The sequence below is a fragment of the Adlercreutzia sp. ZJ154 genome, from assembly GCF_011039055.1.
Classification (GTDB): domain Bacteria; phylum Actinomycetota; class Coriobacteriia; order Coriobacteriales; family Eggerthellaceae; genus Adlercreutzia_A.
Genome location: NZ_JAAKEF010000002.1, coordinates 96,710 through 109,377 on the forward strand (window position 1 = coordinate 96,710; position 12,668 = coordinate 109,377).

Genomic DNA, 12,668 nt, shown 5'->3' on the forward strand with positions numbered 1-12,668 from the left:
TCAAGTTGAGCTTACATAGATTTAGAACATACGCACTTAACAAAATTAAACGTAACGCCAGAAAATACGCATCACTTACATTTTGTAAAATCAGCGCTGCTCCGTCGGGTCATTATAGCAGGTAGCACGACGATTTGAAGCGCAACCAACACTAAAGATAAGGCGATTATAAGCCAGTTTCATCAAACCGTAATAATACGTTGACACCCCGTTTTCTTGTGAAAACAAAATCGCACTAGAATGGTCTTATTTAAAACCTTAAAACACCATTTCAAAGCGCACTCGGTGAATAAAAAGGAGGCAAAAATGGCAAGTAAGATTGTTAATGCAGATTATGTATTAGAAAACCTAGATAAGATACATATAGTAGATGTGCGGCCAATTGAAATGTATGAAAACGGACATATTCCAAATGCCAAATCTGTGCCACTAATGGCAGCAAAAGAAGAAGGTGGCGATGTTGCTGCCATAATTGAAAAAAGCGTAGAAGCTCTAGGCATTAAAAAAGACAACCCAATTATTATCTATTGCCACGATGGAGGACTTGCCCACGAGGCATGCGATTTGCTGGAATCTAAAGGGTTTACAGAGGTGTATTGCTATGAAGGAAGCTGGATTAATTGGATAATGGATAGCTCTCGCCCTGTTGAACGCTAAGGCTTTGGCAGTTTTGACCATATAAAACTCCACAGAGCCTAGTGTGTGTCCGCAAATAATGCTCCTATAACATCTTCAAACATCTGAGCGGGAATCCAAGGCTGCGCCGATGCAGGCGTGCCAATGCCTATCTCGTAGCACGCCTCATCGGATAGATGAATTCGCGCAAGCCTACCGGTTAAATCCGCTGTAGCATCTAGCATGTTTGTAGGACAAAACACTCCGCCAAGCCCGGCTTCACACATTGCCAGAAGAGTCATCATATTCTCCGACTCTACAAGTCCTTTTGGCTTTATACCAGCCTTCTGTAATTCGACCCGCGCAATACTTCCCGAAATGTCATCGATGGTTTCGAGAAGAAACGGGCAATTATCAAGAAGACTTAAACCATTTTCTTCAACAGCTGTAATTGCTTTTTCAGCTTCCATGCCAACAATAGATTCCAAAAGTTGTGGGTCCAGTATCAAAACTATCTCTTCTTTATATAGAGGACGCACCGCCACCCCGGGATGCACATTCCCAAAACTAGCCACTACTATGTCAGCTTCGCTTCGCTCGACTAAATGCACAAGTTCTTCATTGGTGCCCTCTATCAATTTGATACGTACACCGGGCATGCTTCGATGAAACTGCTTTACAATGTGCGGCATCAAAACCCTTCCGCGCATATTCGATATGCCAATCTTCAATTCGCCAAAACCACCAATAGTTACTTCGCTTACTTGGCGCAACATCCGCAAACGCGAAGCCTCTTGTTCACGCGCATAAGATATAAAAGCCTCGCCTGCTCTAGTAAGAGTAAGCGGAGTAGTTCTATCTATAAGTTTGCCCCCAAGCTCGTTTTCCAACGAAGCCAAACGCGCTGAAAGCGTCTGCTGCGGAATTTGCAATTCTTCTGCCGCCCGAGTAAATGTGCCTTTCTCGACCAGCCGCAAAAACCAATCCCACGACTCTAGTGACATTAGCCCTCCTGCTTGTTGTTCGCTACATGTGCAACCATGTTTTTTCGTAATCCTACCGAAAAATATTGTTACATCTTTGTTATGTCGACAAAATAACAAACTTTTACGGCTAAAATACAGCGTGAATAGAACATGGTTTCTAGTTCTAGTTTAGAAACACACGTTTCAGACCACTTGTGCTTAACGAGGGAAAAGGAGAAACAAGTATGAAGAAAAAACTTCGTGCGCTTTCAGTGGCCGTGGTTGCTGGCGCGCTAGCTCTAGGTCTTGCTGGTTGTTCTGGCGGTTCTGCCGGTTCTAGCAGCGCAGCAAGTTCAGATGCGCCTGCCAGCGAATCATCTAATCTGCGTTTTGTTACCGGCGGTGAGTCGGGAACTTATTACGCATACGGCAATGTACTTGCACAGTATGCAACCAATGGCGATTATGGCGTTGCTGTTACAGCACTATCGGGCAACGGCAGCCAAGCTAATGTACAAGCTCTTGAAGACGGAGATGCCGATATTGCATTCTGCCAGTCAGACGTTTTAGCATATGCTTATGAGGGCACTAATCTTTTCGAAAATGCCGCTTATAAAGATTTCTCAATAGTGGCTGACCTTTATCAAGAACAGGTCCAGATTGTAACCTGCGACCCGAACATTAAGACAGTTGCCGACCTTGCTGGCAAAACTGTTTCTGTAGGCGCAGCAGGTTCTGGTGTGTATTTCAATGCAGTAGACGTGCTTTCAGCTTACGATTTAACACTTGACGACATATCTCCTGTGTATCAGAGCTTCGCCGATTCCACCGATTCTCTGAAAGACAACAAGATTGACGCAGCATTTATCGTTGCAGGCGCACCTACAACCGCTATTACCGACCTATCTACCACAAAGACCGCATATCTGGTTTCTATGGATGATGAGCATGTAGCAAAACTGCTCGAAGCTTCCCCCTATTATGCAAAGGCAGTCATTCCGGCTGACACTTATGGTCTAGAGGGCGACGTAACAACTGTTTCAGTTGGAGCTGTTGTTATTGCTAACAACTCTATTTCTGAAGATGCAGTTTATGGTTTCGTGAAGTCAATCTTTGACGGTGCTGAAAACAATGCAGATGCACATGCTAAGTATAAAGAACTTGTTTTAGAAGATGCTGCTTCAATAAGCACCGTACCTTATCATCCGGGTGCTGCAAAATACTTCTCAGAGCAGGGTGTTACAGTAGCAAGCTAAGCCATATAATTGCTTGAATACTCATAATTACCTCTCTTTTAGAGAACAAGAGGGGTCGCGATTTAAGTCGCGACCCCTCAACTTAGTTCTATAAGCAGTATCAACATAAAACTAATAGGATTCCATTTTGCTGATACTTCTAATAGAACTGGCAAATTTAGCGTACGAGTTTACGCGAGGCTTAAAGATTTAACGAAAAGGAGGCGTGCGGATGGCTCTTTTCAAGAAGAAAAAGGATTCTGATACTAACGACATAATCGCCGAACTTGATCCAGCTGTTGTAAAAGACGGCACGATTGACACTGACGAGGTTATGCGCAAATACGATAAAGAATCGAATACGCGCATTTGGGAAGGTGTACCAAAGATTGTGGTTACAGCTTTCCTAGTGCTATTTTCGGTATATTGCATATGCATGACGCTGTTATCTACAGAACAAGCCGAGGCGCGTCTAGCTCGTTTTTTGGCGTTCATTATCGTTATAGGATTTATGATTTATCCTGCACGTAAAACCAATCACCGCGTAAACCACATTCCTTGGTATGACATAGTGTTAATGCTTGCAGGCTTCGGGGCATTTATGTATTTCGCTATGAACTGTACCGAGATACTACTTATGGGAGCACGCATTGAACCTATTCATGTAGCGCTGGGCATAATTGGGATTCTTGTACTGGCAGAATTGTGCCGGCGCTGCGTGGGGCTTCCGATCATAATAGTTGTAGCGTGTCTTGTTATATACGCATTCTACTGGCAGATGACATCGTCTAGTAACGCCGATTTCTACAATTCGCTGCGCAAAGTTGTTCAAAAACTGTTCTATACAACATCGGGTGTTATCGGCACGCCGATTAATGTTTGCTATACCTATATAGTATTGTTTGTTATATTTGGCGCATTCCTAGAGCGTACAGGAATTGCGAATTTCTTTATCTCGCTAGCAAATCGCATTGCAGGCTGGTCAAGCGGTGGTGCCGCTAAGGTATCTGTTATAGCATCGGCTTTATGCGGAATGGTTTCCGGTTCATCGGTGGGAAACACCGTAACCACAGGATCTGTAACTATTCCTATGATGAAAAAAACTGGCTATAAGCCGGAATTTGCCGGCGCAGTTGAAGCAGCTTCGTCGTCTGGCGGACAAATCATGCCCCCCATCATGGGCGCAGCTGCATTCTTAATGGCAGAATATATAGGCATCCCCTACATTGAAGTTGCAACAAAAGCTATTATCCCTGCCTTGCTATATTTTGCCGGCATATTTATTGCAGTACATCTTGAAGCGAAAAAACTAGGTCTAAAAGGAACCCCTAAAAGTGAACTTCCCACTATTCCCTACCTGCTTAAGAACTGCTATCTAATTTTGCCTCTTGTCCTTCTGGTATGGCTTGTAGCTTCTGGTACTCGCACCATGGCGGCAAGCGCAGCTATCTCAATTGCCGGCGCATTCATAATAGGTTTTATAAACTTCTTGCTTAACAGCTGGCGCGAGCGTGCAGAAGGCGAAAGTTTCGGCGCTGTATTCATGGAAACTGTAAAAATTGCTGCATTAATGGTTGTTGACGCTTTCTCTGCCGGAGCAAAAAACACAATTGCTGTTGCAGTTGCCTGCGCTATGGCTGGCATGATTGCCGGATGCATCACAGTAACCGGTCTAGCTTCAACCATAATTAACGTTATAGTTTTGATGGCGGGCGACTTCATTATTATTGGCTTAATATTCACTATGATTTGCTGTTTGATTCTAGGAATGGGTGTGCCAACCACAGCAAATTACTGCATTATGGCATCTACTTGCGCACCGATCTTAATTCAACTCGGAATAGACCCAATATGCGCACATTTCTTCGTATTCTACTTTGGAATTGCAGCAGACATTACGCCACCAGTAGCGCTGGCAGCATATGCCGCAAGTGCCATTGCGAAGTCGCGCCCGATGGCAACAGCGGTTAACGCTACAAAACTAGGTATAGCAAAATTTGTGGTGCCTTACATCTTTGCATTCAGCCCAATATTGCTACTTGTGGGCGACAATGTAACCTTGCCTGCAGTTCTTCTTAACACAGGCACGGCACTTGTCGGCGTATTTGGATTGCAATGCGCACTTACCAATACCCTATTCCACCATCATTTAAACCCAGTTTTCCGCATCATATTAGCTATTGGCGGACTGGGTATGATGATTCCGGGCACAGTATCAGATATTGCCGGTTTGGTAATCATAATTGGTATGTGCACGGTTCAATATATACTGTCTAAAAAGCATCACAGCACTTCTGCATTATCCGATGAAACTAGCAATACAGATGCACTACCTAAGTTAAACGACTTGGAATTGGATGAAACCGTTACTGACAACTCTTAATAAGCCGAGCACACAAGGCACGGAGGAAACTTATGAGTGAGCTTATAAACGATACCAACATAATTTGGGTAACTGGAAACAAAGGTTTTATTGGTAATGCGATATGCACATGCCTAGAAAATGAAGGATTCACAGTTGTGGGAACTGATGCAGAACTTTCAGTATGCGAAAGCGAACGTTTAGAAGCGTTTGCAGAGGAAATTCAACCCCGTGCCGTAATAAATTGCGCGGGAATTAGACGCGATGCCACCAGTTTATCTAACCGGGTAAAAGCCTATGAAGTAAATGCCATAGGTGCGCGCAATGTTGCACTAGCCGCCAATACTGTAGGGGCAACCATCATACAAGTTTCCTCCGACGATGTTTATTCCTCCAAACTAGATGAGCCCGTAAACGAATTCGATAATCCGCATCCAAACACACCATATGGTAAATCTAAACGCGCCGGCGAAATGATGGTAAGAAACATAACATCAGACCATATAATTATTCGCTCGTCTTGGCTATACCATACAAGTGGTGGTCGCCTAAGAGAAATTTTAGATGCCGCAGCAGCAGGCGCGAATTGCCCGGCGCGCACCGATCAATTCGCTGCCCCAACAAGCGTTGATACCTATGTCAAATTTATGATTAAGGTCCTAGAACGCGATGGAACGGGCACATTCCATATTGCATCGCGCGGTCAGGCTAGCCGGTACGATTTTGCAGCAAAAGTGCTAGAGTTAGCCGGCTATAACCCAGAAAGCATACTAGTACCCGAAGCCGACCCAAAAACTGCCGAGAATGTAGTATTAGAGAGCTTGATGCTAGAGATGTTTGGGGCAGAATTGCCAACATGGGAAGACGATCTAGAATCGTATATGAAGGCAGCAGGACTAGCCACCAGCTAAAAAAGAAAAGCTGCTTTTTATTTTATTGGTATAGTTACAGTGAAGGTGGATCCTTGACCTAGCTTGCTTTCCACCTGCACTTGCCCGTTATGGCTAAGTGCAGCATGTTTTACAATAGCAAGCCCAAGTCCTGTTCCCCCTGTTTCTTTCGAGCGGCTTTTATCTATACGATAAAACCTCTCGAATATCTTGGTTAGTTCGTCTTCTGGCATGCCAATACCTGCATCTCTTACAACTACGACAGCCTCTTTTGCAGGTTGAACACGCTCGCCCACTATCACATCAACATATCCATTATCAACGTTATAGCGAATTGCATTTGTAATTAGATTTGACATCATCTCGTCAAGCAGCGATTCGTCGCCTTCAATAAATACCGATTCACCACTAACGCGAATATCGACATCTTTTTTGTTGGCTATTGGAGCAAGCCTATCAGCCACCTGTTTTGCCAAAATAAACAGATCAACATCCTTCAAATTTGACGCAGAAATTGAACCGCTATCCAAGCGCGACAAAGTAAGCACATCATCAATAAGGCTACGCATATTCTCTGCTTCTTCGTGAATAATGCGCGAAAATTTCGGAATATCTTCTTGGCTTACAAGACCGCCTTCCATCAACTCTGTATAACCCACAATTACTTGTAGAGGAGTTTTTAGTTCATGCGACACATTCGCGGAAAAATCGCGACGCATGCTGTCAGCGCGCGCAAGATCTTCATTTTGACGCTCCAACATCAATCGCTGATCATCTATTCTTGCAAGAAGCGGACTCATTTCGCTATACCCCTCGCCTTTCAAAGGTTCAGTTACATCCATATTATCTAAAGGTCGCATAATTCTTTTTGTAAGTAATTTTGAGAAAACAACAACCAACACAGCTACAACAAGAATAACTATCACTATTGGCACAACAAACCTTGCAGCAAAAGCAATAAGAGACTCGCGTGGCTCCGCCAAACGGACAATTGCACCGTCATCTAAACGAACCGCAGCGTAAAGCATATCTTTTTTAAGTGTGTCCGAATAGCGAATTACATAAGCTGTACCCTCACGTACAGCACCCTGAAATTCTGGACGATTTGAATGATTGTCTAGTTCTTTAAGGATATACTCACCATTGTCAAGCTGACTCTGTACGCTATCAAAAACAACCTCGCCGTTTTCGTCAATAAGTGTATAGCGAAGATCAGCTGACACCTGTGCATCCATCAAAGCCAAGCGTTCACTTTCATCTATGACATTCATCTCGCTAGCAATGTTTTGCGCAAGTTTTTCAAGACGTGACTCTTCAAAGCCCTCAAATATAAAATAATAAAGAGCTGTAAAAACTAGAGTTAAAGCCAGCACAACCGAAAGCGTAAATGCCAGCAAAAGCGAATTTACTGTTGATGAAAGACGACGCTGACTCACGATGAATCGCCTTCACGCCTCATGCGGTACCCCACGCCGCGCACAGTTTCTATGCTATTTTCCGCGTCGCTGCAAACTGCTCCTAATTTCTGACGCAGCGTCTGAATATGTACGTCCACAGTGCGCGAACTGCCCATAAAAGAAGTACCCCAAACACGTTCAAGAAGCTGCACCCTGCTTAGCACATTACCAACATTCGCCATAAGCGCATGCAGCAGTTCAAATTCCTTAAGAGTAAGTTGCACAGGGGTTTCGCAGACTTTGACAGTATGAGCAGACAGGTCAAGCTCTATGCCAGCGTTCGACATAATGTTTATATTAGCTACACTAGAAGAACTTGCACGCCTTAAAAGCGCACGCACACGCGACACTAATTCCATCATTCCAAACGGCTTAGCTAGATAATCATCAGCGCCAGCATCTAAACCGGATACAGTATCTATCTCTGTACCCTTCGCAGTCAGCATCATGACAGGAATGGAATGAGTGCGCGTATCTTCGCGCAAACGGCGCAGTATTTCAAGACCGTCTATATCTGGCAACATAATATCTAACAACACTGCATCAGGCAAAGCCACTGAACATTCTTTAAAGAAATCATTAGCGTGAGCAAACCCGATTGTTTCAAAGCCCGCCTGACGCAGTGCGTAGATGGCAAGATCGCGGATATGCTCGTCATCTTCAACGTAGTAGAGCATGCTAAAGAAAACTCCTAACGCGTCGCATATCGATCCACATCTTTATTGTAAAACCACAGCAGCGCAATAGTGCGTACTGCCATTGTAAGGTTTATGCAAAACAACACTACTCAAAACATACGAAATGCAATAAAAGACACCTCCAAGCATGCCAAAAGGCATCTTGCTCTATCCGAAGCGCCCCGAAACGTAATCAGCAGTACGCGGGTCAACGGGGTTTGTAAACAGCTCGTCGGTATTCCCGAATTCCACCATATCTCCCAATAGGAAAAATGCCGTTTTATCGGACACGCGAAGTGCTTGCATCATATTGTGAGTAACCATAATTACCGTATAGTCATTCTTTAATTCGCTTACCAATTCCTCAATTTTTGCAGTCGAAATAGGGTCAAGCGCACTAGTCGATTCGTCTAGCAACAGCACCTCAGGCTGTACTGCCAAAGCACGCGCAATACATAGACGCTGCTGCTGACCGCCGGAAAGCCCAAGCGCACTCTTTTTAAGACGATCCTTCAATTCGTCCCAAATAGCAGCACGTCTTAAACTCTGTTCTACTATCTCATCTAAATCGGCATGCTTTTTTATGCCATGAGTTCGTGGTCCAAACGCAATATTGTCGTACACGCTCATTGGAAATGGGTTCGGCTGTTGAAATACCATACCGACGCGCCGACGCAGATCGTTAACAGAAATATCGCGATAGGCGTCCTCTCCGTCAAGTGTAATTTTCCCATCTACACGGCAACCCACCACAAGATCATTCATACGGTTAAGCGTCTTTAATAAGGTAGATTTACCGCAACCAGACGGTCCAATAAGCGCCGTTACTTCGTTTTTAGGGAATGAAAGCGAAACATCTTTAAGCGCATGAAATTCACCATAGTACAGATTAAGGTTGTTCACTTCCATTTTAGAGAACGCACTGTCAAGTTCTTGCTCAATTTCCAAACTAACTAGGCTGTCTAGTTCAGTGCGGCTCGGTTCTGTTTTAGACGGAAGCACAGCAGCACCATTGTCGTTCATATTATCTAGTCCTTTCTCAATTTCTTTATAGCAACATTTGCGGCTAAGTTGAGAACTGTTACTACCACAAGAAGTACAACAGCCGTAGCGTAAGTTTCGTTCATATGAAGACCCTCGCTTGCAAGTACATACATATGCACCGCAAGTGTTCTGCAAGAATCTAGGAACGCAAACGCACCCTGTCCAACAAAATTAGGTATTTGCGCTATGGTTCCAGCTGTAAATAACAGTGCCGCCACTTCCCCAACACATCGACCAAGCGCCAAAATAATTCCACTTGTAATTCCGGGAGCCGCCGAGGGCATAACGCAGCGCATCACCGTGCGCAAACGCCCCGCGCCCAAACCGAAACCGCCTTCACGATATGAATCAGGTACCGCTAAAAGCGCCTCTTCAGTAGTGCGCATAATTGTAGGTAGAATCATAATTGCCAATGTGCATGCACCCGAAAGCAGCGATAATCCCCAATGTAGTGCAGTCACAAAGAAAAGCATTCCAAACAGACCATATATGATCGAAGGAATTCCCTGAAGTGTTTCCGTTGTTATACGTACAATGCGAACAAAACGCGACCCACGCGGAGCATATTCCACAAGGTAAACTGCGCTTCCAACACCAATAGGTACTGCAATAATTAGAGAACATGCAGCCATAAGCACCGTATCAATAAGCGCGGGCATAAGCGATACATTTTCAGAAGTGTATTCCCATTCAAATAAGCTAGGTGTTATGTAGGGCACTCCGTTTATTAGAATGTAGCCAACTATAAGCAGGAGTACCGCCGTAGCAACAATAGCTCCTAAATAAACAACACCACGCATAACTAACGACGCAATTCGCACAGACATATTATGGCGCGGCGACACATTGTCGTATTTTGAAATTGGTGGCATATTTCCCACCGCATTTGCACCAGCTGCGCCAGTTGCGCCTACCGCCGACAATTCAAGCGGTGTATTATTTTTTCCCATCATCGAGATACCTCATTCTTCTTAATCGCATTGAAGAGTGCGGTAATAAGCATTATGAAAACAAATAGGACAACGCCGGTTGCAATAAGTGCGCCGCGATGCAAATCGGCAGCATAGCCCATTTCCAGCACAATATTTGAAGTCATAGTACGAACACCTTCAAATATGGATGTGGGTATAATAGGCTGATTGCCCGCGACCATAACCACAGCCATAGTTTCACCAATTGCACGCCCTACACCAAGCACGATAGCAGCCATAATTCCAGATACAGCCGCAGGAACAAGAACCCGGAACACCGAGCGCTCGTGTGTTGCGCCTAAGGCAAGTGCACCCTCGTAGTATTTCGATGGCACAGCATCTAGCGCGCTTTTTGACACGGTAATAATTGTTGGAAGAATCATGATTCCCAAAATGAATGCCGCCGCCAAAAGCGAAAGACCGCGAGAGGGCATTGTGTTTCGAATGAAAGGAACGACCAGCATTAGACCGAAGAAACCGTAAACAACACTTGGAATACCTGCTAGCAGTTCTATGCCGGGCACCAAAACTGAAGCCACCTTACCACTTGCAAAACGAGAAAGGAATATAGCACAGGCAACACCAGCTGGCACACCTATAATAATTGCTCCCGCCGTAACATAAATAGAGCCAACTATCATAGGGAAAATGCCGTACATTCCTGAGTTAGGCTTCCATGTTGTACCCAGCAGAAATTCAGGCAATCCAATTTCGGCTATAGCGGGCACACCGTTAGCAAACAAAAACACACAAATTAAAGCCACAGCAAGAATTGAGATGGTGGCAGCCGCAGCAAACATAATTTTTGCTGCGGCCTCCTTAACAGACGCGGGACGCATTTAGGCGACCTCGCTCCAAGAGAGAATTTCTCCAGTGTAGATGCGCATCACTTGATCCGCCGTGAGATTAGTCACAGAAGACTCAGGTGCAACGATAACTGCGATTCCATCTAGCGCTATAGCTGTTGAGCTTACGCCAGCGGCAGTTTCGGAATCTTTGAGTTCACGCGATGCCATTCCGATATCGCACGTACCCTCGACTGCCATGTTTACACCAGTCGTAGAATCTGATTGCTGCACTTCAACAACCATATCTGGGTTAAGCGCTTTGTAAGCCTCTGCCAGCTTCTCCATAACTGGAGTTACGGAAGATGAGCCCGCCACAACAACCTTGCCGCTAAGACCACTTGGGGAATAAGCAGCTGCAGCGTCGTCTACAGAGATGAAATCGTTTTCGGAAACGACTTTCTGACCATCGGCGCTCATAATGAATTTAACAAAATCCTGCGCTGCTTCGCTAAGAGAAGAGCCAGTTACAATATTGAATGGACGCGATATAGCATAGCTTCCATTTTTGACATTTTCAGTTGTAGCTTCAACGCCGTCTATGTTCAAAGCCTTAACCGTGTCGTTTAGTGAACCTAGCGATATGTAACCTATACCAGCTGGATCACCTGCTACCGAAGTCATCATAACTGAGGTGGAATTCGTAATAGCTGCAGTGTCTGTAGTCATGTCAACTTTTTTGCCGCTATCGTCTTTCTGCTCAATTCCGAACAGTTCGATGAAAGCACCACGCGTGCCCGATCCATCTTCGCGAGAATACACCGAAATTAGCTCGTCTGTATTCGAGGATGCAGATTCGCCGTTACTGCTGCCCTCCGAAGCCTGCTGCGGACCGCATCCACTTAGCGCTATTGCACCAAAAGCTAGCGCAAAAGTTGTACAAACAACAGCTAGCACTCCCGCTTTTTTATTCACCACTGTTTCTCCTTTCGATTGAACAGCTTGTTTAACCGCTCAATACAGTCAAATAAAAACGATGTTCATATTCGCAGGAGAAAATCAGGCATAAGTAAGGCAATTGCAAAGAATTTGTAAAATCAGTGTGTAGAAAAGGCTTAGTAATTTGACTGCAGCCACAAACAAATAATGCGAAGCTACACGATGTCAATCTGAGCACCAACGGCAATTTCACCACCGTGAATAACTTTGCAAAACACCCCTTCACGAGGCATAATGCAGTCCCCCATCTTGTGATAAATAGCACAGTGAGCATGGCATTGTTTGCCAATTTGCGTAAGTTCGAGAACAACATCTCCCGAACGAAAGCGCGTTCCAATAGGTAGATTCTTTAAGTCAAAGCCCTCAACAATAATGTTTTCTCCGAATGAGCCATTCGCTACATCGGCACCCCGAGCTTTGAATTCTTCAATTTTCTCAAAACTTAAAAGGCTTACCTGCCTATGCCACAAGCCCGCATGCGCGTCGCCCTCAACGCCCCAATTATCGCGTAATTCTATTGTAGGAACTTCAGATTTTTGGATACCTTTTACATTGCTTGTGCAAACGGCTTTAACTACGCCCATGTTGCACACTCCTTCGCTAAGAGGCGATATATCGTGCGCTACTTCGATATACCCGGTGCAACATTATTTTGACTTGCCGCCGCT

12 protein-coding genes are annotated in these 12,668 nt (G+C 44.8%); 4 read left to right on the forward strand and 8 right to left on the reverse strand.

Annotated features, from left to right (window positions below; translation table 11 throughout):
• Positions 1-306: 306 nt before the first annotated feature.
• Positions 307-657, forward strand: a complete 351-nt coding sequence (locus tag G7Y37_RS01625; protein ID WP_165060766.1) for a sulfurtransferase — start codon at positions 307-309, stop codon at positions 655-657.
• Between the two features lie 38 nt (positions 658-695).
• On the opposite strand, the gene G7Y37_RS01630 is transcribed toward G7Y37_RS01625, so the two are convergent.
• Positions 696-1,619, reverse strand: a complete 924-nt coding sequence (locus tag G7Y37_RS01630; RefSeq protein ID WP_165060785.1) for a LysR family transcriptional regulator — start codon at positions 1,617-1,619, stop codon at positions 696-698.
• A 206-nt stretch (positions 1,620-1,825) separates the two neighbouring features.
• On the opposite strand from G7Y37_RS01630, the gene G7Y37_RS01635 reads away from it, so the two are divergent.
• From G7Y37_RS01635 to G7Y37_RS01645, 3 genes are all read left to right on the forward strand, one after another.
• Positions 1,826-2,836, forward strand: coding sequence for a TAXI family TRAP transporter solute-binding subunit (locus G7Y37_RS01635; RefSeq protein WP_165060788.1), 1,011 nt, complete (start codon positions 1,826-1,828; stop codon positions 2,834-2,836).
• A 211-nt stretch (positions 2,837-3,047) separates the two neighbouring features.
• Entirely contained in the window at positions 3,048-5,198 is a 2,151-nt protein-coding gene (locus G7Y37_RS01640) for a TRAP transporter fused permease subunit (protein WP_165060791.1), read from the forward strand.
• A 32-nt stretch (positions 5,199-5,230) separates the two neighbouring features.
• Positions 5,231-6,088 (forward strand): sugar nucleotide-binding protein, encoded by an 858-nt coding sequence (locus tag G7Y37_RS01645; RefSeq protein WP_165060794.1) that lies wholly within the window; start codon positions 5,231-5,233, stop codon positions 6,086-6,088.
• 17 nt (positions 6,089-6,105) lie between these two features.
• Here G7Y37_RS01645 and G7Y37_RS01650 read toward each other — a convergent pair whose 3' ends face one another.
• From G7Y37_RS01650 to G7Y37_RS01680, 7 genes are all read right to left on the reverse strand, one after another.
• Entirely contained in the window at positions 6,106-7,338 is a 1,233-nt protein-coding gene (locus G7Y37_RS01650) for an ATP-binding protein (protein WP_370514591.1), read from the reverse strand.
• 161 nt (positions 7,339-7,499) lie between these two features.
• Positions 7,500-8,201, reverse strand: coding sequence for a response regulator transcription factor (locus G7Y37_RS01655; protein WP_165060802.1), 702 nt, complete (start codon positions 8,199-8,201; stop codon positions 7,500-7,502).
• A 168-nt stretch (positions 8,202-8,369) separates the two neighbouring features.
• Entirely contained in the window at positions 8,370-9,110 is a 741-nt protein-coding gene (pstB, locus tag G7Y37_RS01660) for a phosphate ABC transporter ATP-binding protein PstB (protein WP_241155964.1), read from the reverse strand.
• 119 nt (positions 9,111-9,229) lie between these two features.
• Positions 9,230-10,198 carry a phosphate ABC transporter permease PstA gene (gene pstA / locus G7Y37_RS01665; RefSeq protein ID WP_241155957.1) on the reverse strand — a complete coding sequence of 323 codons (969 nt, stop codon included), beginning with the start codon at positions 10,196-10,198 and terminating at the stop codon, positions 9,230-9,232.
• Positions 10,195-11,055 carry a phosphate ABC transporter permease subunit PstC gene (gene pstC, locus G7Y37_RS01670; RefSeq protein ID WP_165060808.1) on the reverse strand — a complete coding sequence of 287 codons (861 nt, stop codon included), beginning with the start codon at positions 11,053-11,055 and terminating at the stop codon, positions 10,195-10,197. Before pstC ends, pstA begins: the two co-directional genes overlap by 4 nt.
• A complete protein-coding gene (locus G7Y37_RS01675) occupies positions 11,056-11,979 on the reverse strand; it encodes a substrate-binding domain-containing protein (protein WP_241155958.1) in 924 nt (307 codons plus the stop codon). It lies immediately after the preceding gene.
• A 176-nt stretch (positions 11,980-12,155) separates the two neighbouring features.
• Positions 12,156-12,584 (reverse strand): MOSC domain-containing protein, encoded by a 429-nt coding sequence (locus G7Y37_RS01680; RefSeq protein ID WP_165060811.1) that lies wholly within the window; start codon positions 12,582-12,584, stop codon positions 12,156-12,158.
• Positions 12,585-12,668: the final 84 nt, after the last annotated feature.

Coding starts and splice junctions, on each gene's coding strand:
- G7Y37_RS01625 (WP_165060766.1), top strand. CDS start 307: ATGGCAAGTAAGATTGTTAATGCAGATTATGTATTAGAAAACCTAGAT.
- G7Y37_RS01630 (WP_165060785.1), bottom strand. CDS start 1,619: ATGTCACTAGAGTCGTGGGATTGGTTTTTGCGGCTGGTCGAGAAAGGC.
- G7Y37_RS01635 (WP_165060788.1), top strand. CDS start 1,826: ATGAAGAAAAAACTTCGTGCGCTTTCAGTGGCCGTGGTTGCTGGCGCG.
- G7Y37_RS01640 (WP_165060791.1), top strand. CDS start 3,048: ATGGCTCTTTTCAAGAAGAAAAAGGATTCTGATACTAACGACATAATC.
- G7Y37_RS01645 (WP_165060794.1), top strand. CDS start 5,231: ATGAGTGAGCTTATAAACGATACCAACATAATTTGGGTAACTGGAAAC.
- G7Y37_RS01650 (WP_370514591.1), bottom strand. CDS start 7,338: ATGAATGTCATAGATGAAAGTGAACGCTTGGCTTTGATGGATGCACAG.
- G7Y37_RS01655 (WP_165060802.1), bottom strand. CDS start 8,201: ATGCTCTACTACGTTGAAGATGACGAGCATATCCGCGATCTTGCCATC.
- pstB (WP_241155964.1), bottom strand. CDS start 9,110: ATGGAAGTGAACAACCTTAATCTGTACTATGGTGAATTTCATGCGCTT.
- pstA (WP_241155957.1), bottom strand. CDS start 10,198: ATGATGGGAAAAAATAATACACCGCTTGAATTGTCGGCGGTAGGCGCA.
- pstC (WP_165060808.1), bottom strand. CDS start 11,055: ATGCGTCCCGCGTCTGTTAAGGAGGCCGCAGCAAAAATTATGTTTGCT.
- G7Y37_RS01680 (WP_165060811.1), bottom strand. CDS start 12,584: ATGGGCGTAGTTAAAGCCGTTTGCACAAGCAATGTAAAAGGTATCCAA.